The organism is Zobellia uliginosa, assembly GCF_018860745.1.
Taxonomy (GTDB): domain Bacteria; phylum Bacteroidota; class Bacteroidia; order Flavobacteriales; family Flavobacteriaceae; genus Zobellia; species Zobellia uliginosa_B.
This window is the reverse complement of sequence record NZ_JAHKPY010000008.1, coordinates 87,672-108,738: the sequence shown is the minus strand read 5'-3', so window position 1 is coordinate 108,738 and position 21,067 is coordinate 87,672. Positions and strand designations below refer to the sequence as shown.

The following is a 21,067-nucleotide window of genomic DNA, read 5'->3' as shown; positions in this document are numbered from 1 at the left end:
CCTACTTTATATTGATTATTTGCTAATGTAAATGTAACCACTGTCATTTATATTCTCACCGTTTACTGTAGTGTATTCAAATATATAAAAATACACACCGGCAGGTAAATAGTCTTGACCAGATATAGTAGAACGTCCTTTTGATCTACCGTCAAAAACATTATTCTGATTGTTATAGTCTTTACCTTCATAAACCGATACTCCCCATCTGTTGAATATCTGAAGACTATTATTCAATGCCTTATCTACATTTTCAATCCATAAGAATTCATTCTTGCCATCACCATTTGGTGTTACCATTTGCATTACTACAATCTCTGTTTCTTCTTCTGGATCAAGATATGAAGGAATACCATCATTGTCACGATCATCATCTGTTGGATCACCGTTACCATTACCATCTTCATCAATAGTATTTATTCCATCACCGTCATCATCTACATCACGATAGTTTACATCTTCGGTACCATCCGTATCAGGTAAATCCGTTGCAGGGTCGTTAATTTCATCATGAACATTAAAACCATCACTTACATTAGAACCTTCATACCCATCAAGAAGACCGTCATTATCAGTATCTTCTACCGTAGGCAACTGGTCTGGCTCTCCATCAAAGTTGAAGTCATTTCCTTCATTATTATCAGGTACTAGGTCATTATCACTATCTGAATCTAAATAATCCGGCTCATCTGTTCCATCTGTATTTACAGGTGTAAAACCATCAGGATAAGCAGAGTTAACACCATTATTTTCAATAGTTGTTGCTTCATCATCTTGATTTGGAAGTACAAAACCATCAGTTGTTTGAGCTTCTACGTTATCTGGAATACCATCGTTATCCGCATCAATATCTAAATGATTAGGAAAACCATCGCCATCTGTATCTAATGGGTCTGTTAACGGGTTATTATCTCCATCTGTGTTAGGATCTTCAACCGTATCCAATATACCATCATTATCATCATCTAAATCTACCATATCCGGTACACCGTCACCATCGGTATCAGTTGTAGGAATGTTATCCGTAGGATCTAAGTAGTTAGGAATGCCATTCCCGTTACTATCATCATTGGCAGGATTACCATCTTGATCCACATCTTCATCAAAGGTAGAAATTCCATCACCATCATCATCTAAATCACGATAGTTTACATCTTCCGTTCCATCGGTATCCGGTAAGTCATTTGCAGGGTCATCAATCTCATCATTAACATCAAAACCATCATTTACATCACTACCTTCATAACCATCATCTAATCCATCTCCATCCGTATCCACTCCTGTGTAAACTTGATCTGGAATACCATCAAAATTAAAATCATTCCCTTCATTATTATCTGGAGCATTATCATCATCACTGTCGCCATCAATATAATCAGGATTATCCACAGGGCTATTATCTGTATTAACAGGAGTTAAACCATCAGGATATGCAGAATTCAAACCGTCATTAGCTATACTTGTTGCTTCATCATCTTCATTTGGAGCAATATAGCCATCTGTAGTCTGAGCCTCTACGTTATCTGGAATACCGTCATCATCAGAATCAATATCCAAATGATTAGGAATACCATCCTCATCCGTATCCAAAGGATTAGTCAAAGGATTATCATCACCATCCGTATTAGGATCTTCTACAGCATCTAAAATACCATCGTTATCATCATCTAAGTCAGTTACATCAGGTACTCCGTCTCCGTCAGTATCTTTTGTAGTGTCTTCATCAAAATCAAGATAATCTGGTGTACCATCTTCATCCGTATCATCATTGGTTGGGTCACCATCTTCATCTACATCTTCATTTGGCGTATCAATACCATCACCGTCATCATCTAAATCACGATAATTTACATCTTCTGTACCATCTGTATCCGGTAAATCATTTGCAGGATCATCTATTTCATCATTAACATCAAAACCATCATTGATATCACTTCCTTCATAACCATCATCAAGTCCGTCGCCATCTGCATCCGTTCCTAAGTAAGTTTGATCAGGAGTTCCATCAAAGTTGAAATCATTACCTTCATTATTATCAGGAACGTCATCATTATCACTATCTGCATCAAGATAATCTTCAACATCACTATCATCTGTATTAACAGGAGTTAATCCATCAGGATATGCCGAGTTTAAACCATCATTTGCTATACTAGTTGCCTCATCGTCATCGTTGGGTGCAATATAACCATCCGTTGTCTGCGCTTCAACATTATCCGGGATACCATCATCATCAGAATCAATATCTAAATGATTTGGAATACCATCCTCATCTAAATCATAAGGGTCTGTAAGTGGATCGTTATCACCATCAATATTAGGATCTTCAACCGTATCCAAAATACCATCGTTATCATCATCTAAATCAGTGGCATCCGGCACACCGTCACCATCTGTATCTGGTGTAACATCTAGGGTTGGGTCTAAATAATCTGGAATTCCATCTCCATCCGTATCATCATTAGTTGGATCTCCATCTTCATCTATATCTTCATTTGGCGTATCAATACCATCACCATCATCGTCTAAATCACGATAATTTACATCTTCGGTACCATCTGTATCAGGTAAATCATTTGCCGGATCATCGATCTCATCGTTTACATCAAAACCATCATTAACATCACTTCCTTCGTAACCATCATCAAGTCCGTCACCATCCGTATCTATACCAGTGTAAGTTTGATCAGGAGTACCATCAAAGTTGAAATCATTTCCTTCATTATTGTCTGGTACAGAATCGTTATCACTATCAAGGTCTATATAATCTGGCGTATCCGTACCATCCGTATTAACAGGGGTTAATCCATCTGGGTAAGCCGTATTTAGACCATCGTTAGCTGTACTTGTTGCTTCATCGTCATCATTGGGCGCAATATATCCATCTGTAGTCTGAGCTTCAACATTATCCGGGATACCATCATCATCAGAATCAATATCCAAGTGATTAGGAATACCGTCATTATCTGTATCCAAAGGATTGGTCATAGGGTCATTATCACCATCTGTATTTGGATCTTCAACAGCATCTAATATCCCATCGTTATCATCATCTAAATCTGTAGTATCCGGTACACCATCACCATCCGTATCAGAGTTCATGCATTTGATTGGTGTAATACTTAAATGAATTCCATTAATAGGAGCATCGGAAGTAGTATAAAACTGAACTTCATCCACTATATCCTGAGATTCCCAAGTAAAGCGACTATCAGCATTTATATCTTGATCCGTTGTATTTTCAACAAAATAATCATTGCCTTCGTTCCCAGAAACAACACCTTCTGGCAATGCATTTGGTTGAGTATACGTGATATTATCCAAGGCGATAATACCATCTCTATGATTTGCATCCACTCTAATCGAATGTTCTGCAAGAATTTTCACAGGGACTGTTCCTGAAAAAGAAAAAGTAGTAGGAAGTCTATTATGGACCTCAAAAGAGCCGTCAGAACTTTTTGTATTTGCACCGGTAACAGAAACCAAAACGCTACCTGCTGGAAGACCCCATCTTGAACTTATATCAACATTTTCAGCGGAAAGACTACCATCGGTAACTCCATTTTCAAAACCAAAATCATCACCGAAAATTTCTATAGTAGCCAATTCCATACAGTCATCCGTATTGGTCATGTTGACTTCTAACTCGTTTTCGTTTTCAAACTTTGGGTCATCTTTGCCACTAAGTATATTAATGCTACTTTCATTAGCGTACAGGGAAGAACCAAAACCAACAACCGCTATGGCGAAGGTATAAGTAGCGGCTTTTACCGCTTTGTTCTTAAAATTTAGTAGAGTAATCTTTTCCATACATGTTTAGCTTTTATTAAACTAATCACCATGGCCGTAGGTCTAAAAACGTAAAAGTAAGAAGTTGGGGGCTTCAATTATGGATGCAAGATATATTTAATATTTCGTTAACCAAATTCTTTTGATTCTATAAATTATGATTTCCCCTTTAAAAACAGATATATTCGGCAAAGGGCAGAAACCAAACCATTTCAACGAGTTAACATATCGCCAAAAATAGATAAAAAACTATTAGTGATTTCATTAAATCGAATATATTGGTAGTTTATCGACACGCTACAATCCCATCAAATAAAGATTAATTCAGCAATTAATACACTTATAACGGGACTTTGTTATTAACCTAGTTTCAGATTTAGATAAACTATAATTTAGTGTATTTTTGCACAAATTTTCTTCATGAGTTTTAAAGATGAGATTCAACGGCGTAGGACTTTTGGAATAATTTCCCATCCAGATGCAGGCAAGACCACATTAACAGAAAAACTTCTGTTATTTGGTGGTGCAATCCAGGAAGCAGGCGCGGTAAAAAATAATAAAATAAAGAAAACCGCCACAAGTGACTTTATGGAAATAGAGCGCCAACGTGGTATTTCTGTAGCTACTTCCGTACTTGCCTTTATATATAAGGACAAGAAAATAAATATTCTTGATACGCCAGGACATAAGGATTTTGCAGAGGATACGTTCAGAACTCTTACCGCTGTGGATAGTGTAATTGTAGTGGTAGATGTAGCTAAAGGTGTAGAAGAGCAAACTGAAAAATTGGTTCAGGTGTGCCGAATGCGAAACATACCTATTATTGTATTCATTAATAAATTGGATAGAGAAGGGCGAGATGCTTTTGACCTTTTAGATGATTTGGAACAAAAGCTTGGGCTATCTGTTACGCCATTAAGCTTCCCTATTGGTATGGGGTACGATTTTAAAGGTATCTATAACATTTACGAAAAGAATATCAACCTTTTTAGTGGCGATAGTAAAAAGAATATTGAGGAAACTATAGCTTTTGATTCAATTGAAAGCCCAGAATTAGAGAAAATTATTGGTAATAATGCTGCTGAAGAACTACGTGAGAATTTAGAATTGGTAAGAGGGGTATATCCAGATTTTAATAAGGAGAGCTATTTAAAAGGAACTCAACAACCTGTATTTTTTGGTTCTGCTCTAAATAATTTTGGTGTTCGCGAGTTATTGGATTGCTTTATAGAGATTGCCCCATCACCTAGACCTAAAAATGCCGAAGAGAGACTTGTATCCGCAAATGAAAAGGAAATGTCCGGATTTGTATTTAAAATACATGCCAATATGGACCCAAAGCACCGAGACCGATTAGCTTTTATTAAAATTGTATCGGGTACTTTTGAGCGTAATAAGCCTTACTTACATGTTAGAAATGGCAAAAAACTAAAATTTTCAAGTCCCAATGCATTTTTTGCCGAGAAAAAGGAGATAGTGGATATATCCTACCCGGGTGATATCGTAGGACTTCATGATACAGGTAATTTTAAAATTGGTGACACGTTAACAGAAGGTGAAGAGCTTCATTACAAAGGTATACCCAGCTTCTCTCCCGAACATTTTAGGTACATTAACAATGCCGACCCAATGAAGTCCAAACAGCTTTATAAAGGTATTGATCAATTAATGGATGAAGGCGTTGCCCAGTTGTTCACCCTTGAAATGAATGGAAGAAAGGTCATTGGTACGGTTGGCGCGCTTCAGTTTGAAGTTATTCAATATCGTCTTGAACATGAATATGGAGCCAAATGTACGTATGAAAACTTCCCTGTATTTAAAGCCTGCTGGGTTGAACCATCCGACCCTAAGAACGAAGAATTTAAAGAATTCAAAAGAGTAAAGCAGAAGTTTTTGGCCAAAGACAAGAGAAATCAATTAGTCTTTTTAGCTGATTCGCAATTCTCGTTACAAATGACTCAACAAAAATATCCCAGTGTAAAACTTCATTTTGTTTCTGAGTTTGACTAAATTTTAATGTATTAAATAAAAAAATGCCCTTTGTAGAAACAAAGGGCATTTTTTTATTATTAAGCCTCTCCCGTTGGACCGAAATTCATTGGTATTGGAGGTTGCTCATAATCTTTAATGGTTCCATGTGCCGCCTCAAAACGCTTTACATTATCATTTAGCGCTTTTAAAAATTTCTTGGCGTGCTGTGGCGTTAAAACTATTCTACTCTTAACCTTCGCTTTTGGAGCACCTGGCATCATACTAATGAAATCAACAACGAATTCCGAAACAGAATGGTTGATAATTGCTAAATTAGAATAAATACCTTCAGCCGTCTTTTCATCAAGCTCAATATTAATCTGTTTTTGGTTTTGTTCTTTTTCGCTCATATATAGAAAAAAAAATAAACCCTCAATATAAAATATTGAGGGTTTGAATTATTTGAGATTAAAATTTCAAGGCTTCTTTACGCGCCATGATTTCATCATACTCTTCTTTTGAACCTACAATGATATTTCCATAGTCTCGCATACCTGTTCCTGCTGGAATCTTATGACCAACAATAACATTCTCCTTCAAGCCCTCTAATGTATCTACCTTACCGCTTACCGCTGCTTCGTTCAATACTTTAGTCGTTTCTTGGAAAGATGCCGCAGATATAAACGATTTGGTCTGTAAAGACGCACGTGTAATACCTTGCAATATAGGTGTAGCCGTAGCTGCTACCGCATCCTCTGCAATAACTAGATTCTTATCAGAACGTTTTAAAACAGAGTTCTCATCTCTTAATTCACGAGCCGTAATAATCTGACCAGCTTTAAGATTTTCAGAATCACCTACTTCTACAACAACCTTCTTACCGAAGATTTCATCGTTTTCCGTAATGAAATCGTCCTTATGAATCAATTGATTCTCTAAGAAAATAGTGTTACCTGGATCCTGAATACGAACCTTACGCATCATCTGTCTTACAACTACTTCAAAGTGCTTATCATTAATCTTCACACCCTGCAAACGGTATACTTCTTGAACTTCGTTCACTAAGTACTGCTGTACGGCAGACGGGCCTTTGATTTTAAGAATATCTTCTGGAGTTATAGAACCATCCGACAATGGCATCCCTGCACGAACATAATCATTTTCCTGAACCAAAATCTGATTAGAAAGCTTCACCAAGTATTTCTTGATTTCACCTAATTTAGATTCTATAATTATTTCACGGTTACCTCTTTTTATCTTTCCAAAAGAAACAACACCATCTATCTCAGAAACAACTGCCGGGTTAGAAGGGTTACGTGCTTCAAAAAGTTCAGTTACTCTTGGAAGACCTCCCGTAATATCACCTGCCTTAGCAGATTTACGTGGAATTTTCACAAGGGTCTTTCCTTCTTTAATCTTTTCACCATCATCTACCATGATGTGTGATCCAACAGGAAGGTTGTATGAACGTAATGTTTCACCTTTACTATCTTGTATCAAAAGAGTAGGAATCAACTTTTTATTACGAGATTCTGAAATCACTTTTTCTTGGAAACCGGTTTGCTCATCAATTTCAACCTGATAAGTAACACCTTGTTCTATATTTTCGTAAGCGATTTTCCCTGGAAATTCAGAAACAATTACACCGTTATATGGATCCCACGAACAAATAACATCTTCCTTTGCAATCGTTGCTCCGTTTTCAATGAACAACTGAGAACCGTAAGGTATATTATTAGTACTTAATGTAATACCTGTTTTCTTATCTACAACCTTAACTTCAGATGTTCTTGAAATAACAATAGTTGCAGGGTTACCTTCCTTATCTATGGATTGAACAGTTCTTAAATCTTCAATTTCCGCTACACCACTAAATTTAGCGATTAACTTGTTATCTTCAGAAATGTTACCTGCAATACCACCTACGTGGAAAGTACGCAAAGTAAGCTGTGTACCTGGCTCACCAATTGATTGTGCCGCAACAACACCAACAGCTTCACCTCTTTGTACCATTTTATTTGTAGAAAGGTTTCTACCATAACATTGAGCACAAATTCCTTTAGGAGCTTCACATGTCAACGCTGAACGTACTTCGACTTTCTCAACAGGAGATTCTTCAATTCGTTTAGCATCAATCTCCATTATTTCCTGACCTGCAGAAAGTAATTGCTCTTCAGTCAACGGATCAAATACATCATGTAAAGAAACTCTACCTAATATACGTGCTCCTAGAGACTCAACAACTTCTTCATTCTTTTTCAATGCAGAAACTTCTACACCTCTTAGAGTTTCACAATCTGTAATGTTAATGATAACATCTTGAGAAACATCTACCAAACGACGTGTTAAGTACCCTGCATCTGCCGTTTTAAGGGCAGTATCTGCAAGACCTTTACGAGCACCGTGAGTAGAAATAAAATACTCAAGGATAGAAAGACCTTCTTTAAAGTTCGATAAAATCGGGTTTTCAATAATCTCACCACCACCGGCAGTAGATTTTTTAGGCTTAGCCATCAAACCACGCATACCTGTTAACTGGCGAATCTGTTCTTTAGAACCCCTTGCACCAGAATCAAGCATCATATATACCGAGTTGAATCCTTGCTGATCCTCACGAATACGTTTCATTGCCAATTCTGTCAATTCAGCATTCGTAGAAGTCCAAACATCAATAACCTGATTGTAACGTTCATTATTGGTAATAAGCCCCATGTTATAGTTGCTCATAATACCATCTACCTGACCATTAGCATCAGCAATCATTTCATGCTTCTCTGGCGGTATAATAATATCACCTAAGCTAAAGGATAATCCACCTTTGAAGGCAAAATCATATCCCATAGTCTTAATTCTATCTAGGAAATCAGCCGTAGCCGGAATACTTGTAACCGCTAAAATATCACCAATAATATTTCTTAAAGCTTTCTTATTTAGAACTTGGTTAATATAACCAGCTTCTACAGGTACATTATTATTGAACAATACACGACCCACGGTAGTAGGAATAATTTGGTTTACCAAATCACCTTCTTCGTTAAAGTCTTTTGCGCGTACTTTAATACCCGCATTCAAATCAACCTGTCCTTCATTGAACGCTATCTCAACCTCTTCGGCAGAGTAAAAAGTCAATCCTTCACCTTTAACAGGCACTTCAGGTGTTGACTTACGTTCCTTGGTCATATAATAGAGACCCAGAACCATATCCTGCGATGGTACCGTAATAGGTGAACCATTGGCAGGGTTCAATATGTTTTGTGAAGCCAACATTAATAATTGTGCTTCCAAAATAGCCTCTGGACCTAATGGTAAGTGAACCGCCATCTGATCACCGTCAAAATCCGCGTTAAATGCTGTACACGCTAATGGGTGAAGACGTATTGCTTTACCTTCAATAAGTTTTGGCTGAAACGCTTGGATACCTAAACGGTGTAATGTTGGGGCACGGTTCAACAGAACTGGGTGACCTTTCAATACGTTTTCAAGAATATCCCAAACAACAGGCTCTTTTTTATCTATAATCTTCTTGGCCGACTTCACAGTCTTAACAATCCCTCTTTCAATCAATTTTCTGATAACGAAAGGTTTGTATAGCTCAGCAGCCATATCTTTTGGAAGACCACATTCATACAAATGAAGTTCAGGTCCAACAACGATTACCGAACGTGCAGAGTAATCAACACGCTTACCTAGTAAGTTTTGACGGAAACGACCTTGCTTACCTTTTAAGGAATCTGAAAGTGATTTTAAGGGTCTGTTAGATTCAGTTTTAACAGCTGAAGCTTTTCTAGTGTTATCAAAAAGAGAATCTACCGCTTCTTGAAGCATACGTTTCTCATTTCTAAGAATTACCTCAGGAGCTTTTATTTCTACCAACCTTTTTAAACGGTTGTTACGTATAATTACCCTTCTATACAAATCATTTAAATCTGAAGTAGCGAAACGACCACCATCTAGTGGTACCAATGGACGCAATTCTGGTGGAATAACCGGAATTACTTTCATAATCATCCACTCAGGTCTGTTTTCTCTATTTTCTTGAGATTCACGAAGCGCTTCAACAACTTGAAGTCTTTTTAACGCCTCTGTTTTTCTTTGTTTAGAAGTCTCAGTATTTGCTTTGTGGCGCAACTGGTACGAAAGCTCTTTTAAGTCGATACGAGCTAAAAGGTCTATAAGACACTCAGCTCCCATTTTAGCAATAAACTTATTAGGGTCCGAATCTTCTAAATATTGATTTTCAATTGGAATAGATTCTAAAATAGTCAAGTACTCTTCTTCGGTCAAGAAATCCATTTTATTGATTTCTTCACCTTCGGCTCCTTTAGCAATACCTGGTTGAATTACTACATAACGCTCGTAGTAAATAATCATATCCAATTTCTTGGAAGGTAATCCCAATAGGTATCCTATTTTATTCGGTAACGAACGGAAGTACCAGATATGAGCCACGGGAACCACTAAGTTAATGTGCCCTACTCTATCTCTACGTACTTTCTTCTCCGTAACCTCAACACCACAACGATCACAAACAATACCACGGTAACGTATTCTTTTATACTTACCACAAGCACATTCATAATCCTTTACAGGACCGAATATACGCTCGCAAAAAAGACCGTCACGCTCAGGTTTGTGCGTTCTGTAGTTGATAGTTTCAGGCTTGAGAACCTCTCCTCTTGACTCTGCCAAAATTGCTTCTGGCGAGGCCAATCCGATAGAAATTTTATCAAACCTTTTTATTGGATTATTATCTTTTATTCTAGCCATAATCTAATGGTGATACTAATTAAAATGTGTGTTCTTCAATCGCTACAATCGGATTCTATTCTTCCAAACGGATATCTAAGCCCAAACCTTTAAGTTCGTGCATCAATACGTTGAAAGATTCCGGTAAACCGGGTTCTGGCATGGTCTCGCCCTTAACTATTGACTCATATGTCTTAGCTCTTCCGATAACATCATCCGATTTAACGGTCAATATTTCACGTAAGGTTGCCGAAGCACCATATGCTTCAAGAGCCCAAACTTCCATCTCTCCAAAACGCTGACCACCAAACTGTGCTTTACCACCTAATGGTTGTTGAGTAATTAAAGAGTAAGGTCCTATAGAACGTGCGTGCATTTTATCATCTACCATGTGTCCAAGTTTCAGCATGTAAATCACACCAACTGTTGCTGGTTGATCAAAACGCTTACCTGTTCCACCATCATGAAGATAAGTATGTCCAAATCTTGGAATACCGGCTTCATCCGTATATTCATTGATTTGCTCTAATGTTGCACCATCAAAGATAGGTGTCGCATATTTTTTGCCCAACTTAAGACCAGCCCAACCTAATACGGTTTCGTAAATCTGACCAATGTTCATACGAGATGGTACACCCAATGGATTCAATACGATATCAACTGGTGTTCCGTCTGCCAAGAAAGGCATATCTTCCTGACGAACGATACGGGAAACGATACCTTTGTTACCATGACGACCCGCCATTTTATCACCTACTTTAAGTTTACGTTTTTTAGCTACATAAACTTTAGCCAACTTCATAATACCAGCTGGTAACTCATCACCAACAGAAATCGTAAACTTGTCTCTTCTCAAGTTTCCTTGAAGGTCATTCAGCTTAATCTTATAGTTGTGAAGTAAATCGGCAACAGATTCGTTTGTATCCTTATCCATTGTCCAGCTACCACCTACCAAGTGAGCAAAATCATCAACGGAGTTTAACATTTTAAGTGTGTACTTCTTACCTTTTGGTAATACTTCTTCACCTAAATCGTTCAATACACCTTGAGATGTTTTACCGTTGATCAAAGTAAAAAGTTTCTCGATCAAGACGTCTTTCAACTCTTGAAATTTCACTTCGTACTCTAATTCCAACTTATTAAGCTCTTCCTTGTCTTCAGAACGCTTACGCTTATCTTTTACAGAACGAGAAAACAATTTCTTATCTATAACAACACCACGTAATGATGGAGATGCCTTTAAAGACGCATCTTTTACATCACCAGCTTTGTCACCAAAAATAGCTCTTAGTAATTTTTCTTCAGGAGTTGGATCAGACTCTCCTTTTGGAGTAATCTTACCGATCAAGATATCACCAGGTTTAACTTCAGCACCGATACGAATCATACCGTTTTCATCCAAATCCTTAGTAGCTTCTTCGGAAACGTTGGGAATATCGTGAGTCAATTCTTCAGCTCCCAATTTAGTATCTCTAACTTCCAAAGAATATTCATCTACGTGAATAGATGTAAAAATATCCTCACGAACTACTTTTTCGGAAATAACGATTGCATCCTCAAAATTATATCCTTTCCAAGGCATAAATGCAACGGTAAGATTACGGCCCAATGCCAACTCACCTTTTTCCGTAGCGTATCCTTCACAAAGAACCTGACCTTTTTTAACTTTATCACCTCTTCTTACAATTGGTTTTAAGTTAATACTGGTACCTTGGTTGGTTTTTCTAAACTTAACCAAGTTGTATGATTTAGAATCTTCTTCAAAACTTACCAAACGCTCTGCATCAGTTCGATCATACTTTACAGTAATCATCTTTGCATCTACATACTCAATAGTACCATCACCTTCTGCATTTATCAATACTCTTGAATCAGAAGCTACTTGACGTTCAAGACCTGTCCCAACAATTGGGGATTGAGGTCTCAATAATGGTACCGCTTGGCGCATCATGTTAGAACCCATCAATGCACGGTTAGCATCATCATGCTCCAAGAAAGGAATAAGTGATGCGGAAATAGATGCAATTTGATTAGGTGCAACATCGGTATAGTTAATTTCACTTGGATCTACAACCGGGAAATCTCCTTCTTCACGAGCAATAACTTTTTCAGAAGCAATTTGCCCGTCTTCGTTCAATGGAATGTTCGCTTGTGCAATTTTCATTCCTTCTTCTTCCTCTGCACTCAAGTAAACGAATTCTTTTGTATTTACTTTTGCCTCATCAACCTTACGGTATGGTGTTTCCAAGAAGCCCATTGGGTTGACTTTAGAGAACACTGCCAGTGAAGATATCAAACCAATGTTTGGACCTTCAGGAGTTTCAATAGGACAAAGTCTACCGTAGTGTGTATAGTGAACATCACGAACCTCAAAACCTGCTCGCTCTCTTGACAGACCACCTGGTCCTAATGCCGATAATCTACGTTTGTGCGTAATCTCTGCTAATGGATTCGTTTGATCCATGAACTGAGATAACTGGTTTGTACCAAAGAATGAATTAATAACAGAAGACAAAGTCTTTGCATTAATCAAATCAATAGGCGTAAAAACTTCGTTATCACGAACGTTCATACGTTCACGAATAGTTCTTGCCATACGAGCAAGACCTACACCGAACTGAGATGACAATTGCTCACCAACTGTACGAACACGACGGTTAGATAAGTGATCAATATCATCAATCTCTGCTTTTGAGTTAATTAACTCAATTAAATATTTTATAATAGTTATGATATCCTCCTTGGTCAAGACTTGCTTGTCCATTCCAATATCCAACTGTAACTTTTTGTTCATTCTATAACGACCAACCTCACCTAAGTTGTAACGTTGATCAGAGAAGAATAATTTATCTATGATACCACGTGCTGTTTCCTCATCTGGCGGCTCAGCATTACGTAATTGTCTGTAGATATGCTCAACAGCTTCTTTTTCTGAGTTTGTTGGATCTTTCTGTAACGTATTGTGAATAATAGAATAATCGGATTGTGCAGTACTCTCTTTATGAAGAAGTATCGTCTTTACATCAGCTTCTAATATTTCTGCGATATGGTCTTTTTCTAAAACGGTATCACGATCAATTACGATTTCGTTTCTTTCGATAGAAACAACCTCACCCGTATCTTCATCAACGAAATCCTCATGCCAAGTATTCAAAACCCTAGCAGCTAATTTACGCCCCAATACCTTTTTAAGACCTGCATTTGAAACTTTAACCTCTTCAGAAAGATCAAAAATCTCTAGAATATCTTTATCTCTTTCAAAACCTATGGCTCTGAAAAGAGTGGTTACAGGCAATTTCTTTTTACGGTCAATGTACGCATACATTACACCGTTAATATCTGTTGCAAATTCTATCCAGGAACCTTTAAAAGGTATTACCCTCGCAGAGTATAATTTAGTACCGTTAGCATGAAATGACTGACCAAAGAATACACCTGGAGAACGGTGTAACTGAGAAACTACAACCCTTTCAGCCCCATTGATAACAAAAGTACCACTTGGCGTCATGTAAGGTATAGTACCCAAATACACATCTTGCACGATAGTTTCAAAATCTTCGTGCTCAGGATCGGTACAGTATAATTTTAATCGTGCCTTTAACGGAACACTATAGGTAAGACCTCGCTCTATACATTCTTGTATAGAATATCTTGGCGGATCTATGAAGTAATCTAAAAATTCAAGTACGAACTGGTTTCTGGTGTCCGTAATAGGGAAGTTTTCCATGAAGGTATTGTACAACCCTTCATTGCCTCTTTCATCAGATTTAGTTTCTAACTGGAAAAAGTCTTGAAACGATTTAATCTGAATGTCCAAGAAATCCGGATACTCCGGCGTGTTCTTAGCGGATGCAAAATTTATTCTCTCAGTCTGTTGTGTGAACATCTATGGACAGTATTTTGAACGTGAATACTAAATATGGGTCGTATACTTCATCATATACGTGGGTCTTACTTGTATAAAAAGGCTTAGGTCTAGCTCCGCCTGGGGCGAAGAAAGACCTAAACCAAATTCTTATGGTTGCTGATACTATTTAAGCTCAACTTCTGCTCCTGCTTCTTCCAAAGATTTTTTGATTCCTTCAGCTTCGTCTTTAGAGATACCTTCTTTAACAGCTTTTGGTGCGCTATCAACGATATCCTTTGCATCTTTCAATCCAAGACCAGTTAATTCTTTTACCAATTTAACTACAGCTAGTTTAGAACCACCTGCTGCGGTTAAGACAACATCGAATTCTGATTTTTCTTCAGCGGCTTCACCAGCTTCACCAGCGCCACCAGCGGCAACAGCTACTGCAGCAGCTGCAGGCTCGATACCATACTCATCTTTTAATATATCTGCTAACTCGTTTACCTCTTTTACGGTTAAGTTAACCAATTGTTCTGCGAAATCTTTTAAATCTGCCATTTTTACTATCGTTTAATAAATTTTTAAAATATACTTAGTTTACTAGTGCGTTCTTATCTTTCTGATAATGTCTTAAGGATACCTGCCAGTTTACCACCACCAGATTTAAGTCCAGAAATAACATTTTTAGCAGGAGATTGTAACAATCCAATAACCTCACCAATCATTTCTTCTTTAGACTTAATACTTACCAGTGCATCCAAATTCTCATCACCAATATATACTGACTCCTCTACGAAGGCTCCTTTTAACAAAGGCTTATCAGATTTTTTTCTAAAAGTCTTAATAAGTTTTGCTGGAACGTTACCTACTTCTGAGAACATCAACGAAGTATTGCCCTTAAGCACTCCGGGAAGTTCACCGAATTCCTTATCGGAAGCCTCCATTGCCTTTTCAAGCAATGTGTTCTTAACTACTGCAAGCTTAACATCCGCTTTGAAACAAGCTCTTCTTAAATCTGAAGTTTGCACTGCATTCAAACCTGATATATCTGCTAAATAAATAGTAGAGTTCTCGGCCAACTGTGAAGTCAAATCCTGTATTACGTTTGCTTTTTCTTCTCTTGTCATACTGTAAATTTTGAACTACCCAGTTCGATTAAACTGTCTTTGGATCCAACTGAACACTTGGGCTCATGGTACTTGACATGAAAATACTTTTCATATAAACACCCTTTGCAGCAGCAGGTTTCATTTTCACTAAAGTTTCTAACAATTCTCTAGCGTTTTCTTCCAATTTGTCTGCAGAGAAAGAAGCTTTCCCAACAGCCGCATGAACGATACCTGTTTTATCTACTTTAAAGTCGATTTTACCAGCCTTTACATCAGATACCGCCTTAGCAACATCCATAGTAACTGTTCCTGTTTTTGGATTGGGCATAAGACCTCTTGGACCTAATACTCTACCTAAAGGACCTAATTTACCCATTACGCTTGGCATAGTGATGATTACATCAACATCTGTCCAACCGCCTTTGATTTTAGTCAAATACTCGTCCAATCCAACAAAATCAGCACCGGCTTCTGTAGCCTCCGCTTCTTTATCTGGTGTTACCAAGGCCAAAACTTTAACATCTTTACCTGTACCATGAGGAAGTGTTACTACCCCACGAACCATTTGGTTTGCTTTTCTTGGATCTACACCCAAACGCACTGCCAAATCAACAGATGCATCAAATTTTGTATTGGTAATCTCTTTTACCAAAGCAGCACCTTCCCCAACAGAATAAAGTTTGTCTTTATCTATTTTAGAATGGGCGTCTTTTTGTTTCTTAGTTAATTTTGCCATTTCAAATTGCTTTTAAGATTTTAGAAAGGTCGCTTACCTGCAACTTTAAGACCCATAGACCTAGCTGTTCCAGCTATCATGCTCATCGCAGATTCTACTGTAAATGCATTAAGATCTACCATTTTGTCCTCGGCAATTGTTTTAACTTGGTCCCAAGTAACATTACCAGATTTTACACGATTAGGCTCACCTGATCCTTTTTTAATCTTAGCCGCTTCCAATAGCTGAACTGCCGCCGGTGGTGTTTTAACGACGAAGTCGAAAGACTTGTCCTTATATACGGTGATAACAACAGGCAATACCTTACCTTGTTTGTCCTGCGTACGAGCGTTAAACTGCTTACAGAACTCCATGATGTTAACACCGGCAGCACCTAAGGCGGGTCCAACCGGTGGCGACGGATTCGCTGCACCTCCCCTAACTTGTAGTTTAACTACTTTACCTATTTCTTTTGCCATTGTTTAAAATTAAATTTAAGTCGTATCAATTTGGAAGCAACACAACTTTAAATATGTAACACTTAACTTATACTTTTTCTACTTGCATGTAACTGAGTTCCAATGGTGTTTTTCTTCCGAAAATCTTAACCATAACTTCCAGCTTACGCTTTTCTTCGTTGATTTTCTCAACAGTTCCGTTAAACCCGTTAAACGGACCATCAATAACCTTAACCGTTTCACCATGCGTGAAAGGAATAGCTACTGTATCTGTATTAACAGCCAACTCATCAACCTTACCTAACATTCTATTCACTTCGGTCTTTCTCAATGGAACAGGATCACCTCCTTTTGTCTCCCCTAAGAAACCAATTACATTCGTTATTGAACGAATGATGTGAATCATCTCACCACCAAGGTTGGCTTTTATCATTATATAACCAGGAAAATACACTCTCTCCTTGTTAACTTTTTTTCCGTTTCGAATTTGAATCACCTTTTCTGTTGGAACAAGAACATCTTCCAAGTAATCAGAAAAACCATGGCGCTCTACCTCACTTTCAATATAGCCTTTGATTTTATTCTCTTGTCCACTAACAGCTCTCACTACATACCATTTCTTTTCCAATACCTCTGACATAGCGAACGACTAGTTTAAGATGTTATCGAAATATAAACGAACCAATTTGCTGAATGCACTATCCACACCCCAAGTGGCCAGAGCGAACAAAATAGAGAATACCGCTACCACTACCATTAGGTTAGATGATTCGGCTCTTGAGGGCAAAGTAACATTGTTACGAAGCTCCTCTATAGATTCTTTTATATACGTTAACATAATGATTCTTACTTAAATTCGCACGGGAGGAGAGACTCGAACTCCCGACACCTGGTTTTGGAGACCAGTGCTCTACCAACTGAGCTACACCCGTTTATAATTGCATTTAAAGGTGTCCCACTAAAGCAGAACACCCTTAACTACATTATTCCTATATAATAATAAATTAATCTATAATCTTAGTAACCTGACCGGCACCAACAGTTCTACCACCTTCACGGATTGCAAAACGTAAACCTATGCTTAATGCGATAGGCTGAATAAGCTCAACCGTAATAGTAAGGTTATCACCAGGCATCACCATCTCTACACCAGATGGAAGAGAAATATTACCAGTTACATCTGTAGTTCTTACATAGAACTGAGGACGATAGTTATTATGGAATGGCGTATGACGACCACCTTCTTCTTTCTTAAGAACATATACCTCAGCTTCGAATTTAGAGTGAGGAGTTACAGAACCTGGCTTACAGATTACCATACCTCTGCTGATCTGTGCTTTTTCAATACCTCTTAACAAGATACCTACATTATCTCCAGCTTCACCTCTATCCAAAATCTTACGGAACATTTCAACACCAGTTACGGTAGAAGTCAATTTCTCAGCTCCCATTCCAATGATCTCAACAGGATCACCTGTGTTTGCAACACCAGTTTCAATACGACCAGTTGCAACCGTACCACGACCTGTAATTGTAAATACATCCTCAACCGGCATTAAGAAATCCTTATCAACATCCCTAGCTGGCAATTCGATCCACTCATCAACAGCAGCCATCAATTCCATAACGGTATCTACCCACTTTTGCTCACCGTTAAGTGCACCTAAGGCAGAACCAGAAATTACAGGACCGTTATCACCATCGTACTCATAAAAAGAAAGCAATTCTCTTACTTCCATCTCAACAAGTTCCAACAGCTCCTCATCATCAACCATGTCAACTTTGTTCAAGAAAACAACGATTCTTGGAATACCAACCTGACGACCTAAAAGGATGTGCTCACGAGTTTGTGGCATAGGACCATCAGTAGCAGCAACAACAAGAATAGCACCGTCCATCTGAGCAGCACCAGTAACCATGTTCTTTACGTAATCCGCGTGACCAGGACAGTCAACGTGAGCGTAGTGACGATTAGCCGTTTGGTATTCAACGTGAGAAGTGTTAATAGTAATACCTCTCTCTTTTTCCTCAGGAGCGTTGTCAATTGAGTCAAAGCTTCTAAGCTCAGACAAACCTGCATTTGCCAATACCGTAGTAATAGCAGCAGTCAATGTTGTTTTACCGTGATCTACGTGTCCAATAGTACCTATATTTAAGTGCGGTTTGGAACGATCAAAAGTTTCCTTTGCCATTTTTAATGAATTTTAATCTTAGTTATATATTAGTGTACAAATAATGCCTTCATTGAGCCAACGACGGGAATTGAACCCGTGACCTCTTCCTTACCAAGGAAACGCTCTACCCCTGAGCTACGTCGGCTTATTAGGTTCAAGGTTCAAGGTTTAACGCTGTAGATTAAAAATCCTAACATTACCTTGGCTATTAGAGCGGGAGACCGGGTTCGAACCGGCGACATTCAGCTTGGAAGGCTGACGCTCTACCAACTGAGCTACTCCCGCAATTATAATAAATCAATATTTCAATACCCTAAAAAGGGTTTTTAAAAAAGTGGGGAGAGCAGGATTCGAACCTGCGAAGACGTAGTCAGCAGATTTACAGTCTGCCCTCGTTGGCCGCTTGAGTATCTCCCCAATCCAATTTTTAAAGAACTTTTAGAGCCGATGGAGGGACTCGAACCCACGACCTGCTGATTACAAATCAGCTGCTCTAGCCAGCTGAGCTACATCGGCCTTTCTACCCCGTTTCCGGCATAAAAAAGTCCGCTATTTCTAACGGACTGCAAATGTATACGTTTTTTTGTTTATTCAAAACAAAATTCGAAAAAAATTTATCATGCCTGAACACGAGATTTTTCCTTATGTTTTATTAGCTTCCTTTCCAGTGAGTTACAAGCCGCATCTACTGCTTCCTCAAATTTCTTACACTGCTTTTTTATCATGAATTTATCTCCGGGTATATTCAATTTGATTTCTACAATTTTATTTTCCTTTGAACTGGTGTTTTCAACCTTCATATAGACATCTGCACTAATTACCTTGTCATAGAAGGTTTCTAACTTGTCCAATCTATTCTGTAAAAAGTCGATAAGCGTTCTATCCGCATTAAAATTGACTGACTGCGCATTTACTTTCATAGGTTATAGTTTTTATATTAATCAATGTGAAATGGCTCAACTACTGTTTTCCTCTTGGGTGAGCACTAGCGTGCACCTTTTTTAACTCGGCAATACTATTGTGCGTATACACTTGTGTAGATGCCAAACTTGCATGACCCAATAGCTCTTTTACAGAATTCATATCAGCTCCTTTGTTCAAGAGATGGGTTGCAAAGGTATGCCTTAGGATATGAGGACTCTTTTTAACCTTAGACGACACCTTACTAAAATACTTATTTATTAGTCGATAAACAAGATTTTCATATAATTTATTACCCGACTTCAACAAAAATACGTACTCTTCATCGGTTATATTATCCAGCATTTTCCTTTCCGTCAGGTAAACCTTAAAGGGTCTTGCAACAGAAGGCAATAATGGCACCATGCGTTCTTTATTTCTTTTGCCCAACACCTTCAAAAGTTGTTGTGAAAAATCCACATCTACAATTTTTAAATTAATAAGTTCTGCTCTACGCATTCCGGTTGTATACAGCAACTCTATTATTAGTTTATCTCGAACTCCTTCAAAATCATTATCGAATTCAATCTGAGAAAGCACATTTTCCATTTCTATTTCAGAAAAAGGAACTTCAATTTTTTTAGAAGTTTTTAAGGCTTTATGTTTTGCTAAAGGGTTTATTTCTATTGCGCCTATATTTTGAAGAAATTTATAGTAAGCTTTTAAAGAGGCGATCTTTCTATTAATAGACCTATTAGACATACCTGAGTCCACCAAATAAACCACCCAGCTTCTTACAAGTCCATACGCTATGGCGTCTATACTTTTACAGTCATGGTTCTGGTTGCAAAAGTCACTAAAGGCCTCTAGATCCTTTTTATACGCCGTTACCGTATGAACAGAATACTTCCTTTCTAAAGCCAAATATGATATAAAGGATTCCAAAGACATAATACTAAGTTAGTGAAGTTGGCTATAACGAGCAGATGTAACAACGTGAAGATAAGTTAAGGATTGTAATTTGACTCTTAAATGTACGACCAAAAAAAAATCCCATCATTAGATGGGATTTTTTTATTTGTACACTAAACAAGCTTTACTAGATTTCTTCTTTATCTCTTAAACCTTGAATGTATTCTGCTTTCTGTATCTGCGCTCTGCGCTCAACGGAAGGTTTTGAAAATTGTTGACGCTTACGCAATCTGCGCATCGTACCCGTTTTATCGAATTTACGCTTGAAACGTTTCAAAGCCCGATCGATGTTTTCTCCTTCTTTTACTGGTATAATTAACATTGGCTACAACCTCCTTTCTTAATGATTAAAGCGGCAAAGATATAAACAAATTTACAATTGG

At 37.9% G+C, this 21,067-nt stretch carries 15 protein-coding genes and 5 tRNA genes; 1 reads left to right on the top strand and 19 read right to left on the bottom strand.

Translation table 11 applies throughout. The features are described 5' to 3' along the window. Nucleotides 1-15 precede the first annotated feature (15 nt). A complete protein-coding gene (locus tag KO521_RS11320; protein ID WP_252730046.1) occupies nucleotides 16-3,810 on the bottom strand; it encodes a gliding motility-associated C-terminal domain-containing protein in 3,795 nt (1,264 codons plus the stop codon). Nucleotides 3,811-4,209: 399 nt separating this feature from the next. Here KO521_RS11320 and KO521_RS11315 point away from each other — a divergent pair, with 399 nt between their 5' ends. Beyond that, complete coding sequence (locus tag KO521_RS11315) at nucleotides 4,210-5,799, top strand: peptide chain release factor 3 (RefSeq protein ID WP_215940031.1); 1,590 nt, start codon at nucleotides 4,210-4,212, stop codon at nucleotides 5,797-5,799. A 59-nt stretch (nucleotides 5,800-5,858) separates the two neighbouring features. Here the strand turns inward: KO521_RS11315 and KO521_RS11310 are convergent, their stop codons facing one another. From KO521_RS11310 to rpsU, 18 genes are all read right to left on the bottom strand, one after another. Beyond that, nucleotides 5,859-6,170 (bottom strand): DUF3467 domain-containing protein, encoded by a 312-nt coding sequence (locus KO521_RS11310; protein WP_215940030.1) that lies wholly within the window; start codon nucleotides 6,168-6,170, stop codon nucleotides 5,859-5,861. A 58-nt stretch (nucleotides 6,171-6,228) separates the two neighbouring features. Further along, on the bottom strand, nucleotides 6,229-10,527 hold the full coding sequence (rpoC, locus tag KO521_RS11305; protein ID WP_215940029.1) for a DNA-directed RNA polymerase subunit beta': 4,299 nt from the start codon (nucleotides 10,525-10,527) through the stop codon (nucleotides 6,229-6,231). 55 nt (nucleotides 10,528-10,582) lie between these two features. Continuing rightward, complete coding sequence (gene rpoB, locus KO521_RS11300) at nucleotides 10,583-14,392, bottom strand: DNA-directed RNA polymerase subunit beta (RefSeq protein WP_215940028.1); 3,810 nt, start codon at nucleotides 14,390-14,392, stop codon at nucleotides 10,583-10,585. Between the two features lie 144 nt (nucleotides 14,393-14,536). Beyond that, complete coding sequence (rplL, locus tag KO521_RS11295) at nucleotides 14,537-14,914, bottom strand: 50S ribosomal protein L7/L12 (RefSeq protein ID WP_215940027.1); 378 nt, start codon at nucleotides 14,912-14,914, stop codon at nucleotides 14,537-14,539. A gap of 53 nt (nucleotides 14,915-14,967) precedes the next feature. Continuing rightward, the gene (rplJ, locus tag KO521_RS11290) at nucleotides 14,968-15,483 is read right to left on the bottom strand and encodes a 50S ribosomal protein L10 (protein ID WP_215940026.1); all 516 of its coding nucleotides are present in this window, start codon (nucleotides 15,481-15,483) and stop codon (nucleotides 14,968-14,970) included. Nucleotides 15,484-15,511: 28 nt separating this feature from the next. Next, nucleotides 15,512-16,201 (bottom strand): 50S ribosomal protein L1, encoded by a 690-nt coding sequence (rplA, locus tag KO521_RS11285; RefSeq protein ID WP_215940025.1) that lies wholly within the window; start codon nucleotides 16,199-16,201, stop codon nucleotides 15,512-15,514. 20 nt (nucleotides 16,202-16,221) lie between these two features. Continuing rightward, nucleotides 16,222-16,659, bottom strand: coding sequence for a 50S ribosomal protein L11 (gene rplK, locus KO521_RS11280; protein WP_215940024.1), 438 nt, complete (start codon nucleotides 16,657-16,659; stop codon nucleotides 16,222-16,224). Nucleotides 16,660-16,726: 67 nt separating this feature from the next. Then, the gene (gene nusG, locus KO521_RS11275) at nucleotides 16,727-17,278 is read right to left on the bottom strand and encodes a transcription termination/antitermination protein NusG (RefSeq protein ID WP_215940023.1); all 552 of its coding nucleotides are present in this window, start codon (nucleotides 17,276-17,278) and stop codon (nucleotides 16,727-16,729) included. 9 nt (nucleotides 17,279-17,287) lie between these two features. After that, the gene (gene secE, locus KO521_RS11270; RefSeq protein WP_194526328.1) at nucleotides 17,288-17,476 is read right to left on the bottom strand and encodes a preprotein translocase subunit SecE; all 189 of its coding nucleotides are present in this window, start codon (nucleotides 17,474-17,476) and stop codon (nucleotides 17,288-17,290) included. Between the two features lie 21 nt (nucleotides 17,477-17,497). Further along, nucleotides 17,498-17,570: transfer RNA gene (locus tag KO521_RS11265), tRNA-Trp, on the bottom strand. 72 nt (nucleotides 17,571-17,642) lie between these two features. Beyond that, complete coding sequence (tuf, locus tag KO521_RS11260; protein ID WP_215940022.1) at nucleotides 17,643-18,830, bottom strand: elongation factor Tu; 1,188 nt, start codon at nucleotides 18,828-18,830, stop codon at nucleotides 17,643-17,645. A gap of 55 nt (nucleotides 18,831-18,885) precedes the next feature. Next, nucleotides 18,886-18,957: transfer RNA gene (locus KO521_RS11255), tRNA-Thr, on the bottom strand. A 67-nt stretch (nucleotides 18,958-19,024) separates the two neighbouring features. Further along, nucleotides 19,025-19,097 (bottom strand) — tRNA-Gly (locus KO521_RS11250). Nucleotides 19,098-19,147: 50 nt separating this feature from the next. After that, nucleotides 19,148-19,229, bottom strand: a tRNA-Tyr gene (locus tag KO521_RS11245). A 25-nt stretch (nucleotides 19,230-19,254) separates the two neighbouring features. Further along, nucleotides 19,255-19,328, bottom strand: a tRNA-Thr gene (locus tag KO521_RS11240). A 101-nt stretch (nucleotides 19,329-19,429) separates the two neighbouring features. Next, the gene (hpf, locus tag KO521_RS11235) at nucleotides 19,430-19,732 is read right to left on the bottom strand and encodes a ribosome hibernation-promoting factor, HPF/YfiA family (protein WP_215940021.1); all 303 of its coding nucleotides are present in this window, start codon (nucleotides 19,730-19,732) and stop codon (nucleotides 19,430-19,432) included. 40 nt (nucleotides 19,733-19,772) lie between these two features. Further along, nucleotides 19,773-20,663, bottom strand: coding sequence for a tyrosine-type recombinase/integrase (locus KO521_RS11230; RefSeq protein WP_215940020.1), 891 nt, complete (start codon nucleotides 20,661-20,663; stop codon nucleotides 19,773-19,775). A 148-nt stretch (nucleotides 20,664-20,811) separates the two neighbouring features. After that, nucleotides 20,812-21,006, bottom strand: a complete 195-nt coding sequence (rpsU, locus tag KO521_RS11225; RefSeq protein WP_215940019.1) for a 30S ribosomal protein S21 — start codon at nucleotides 21,004-21,006, stop codon at nucleotides 20,812-20,814. Nucleotides 21,007-21,067 lie beyond the last annotated feature (61 nt).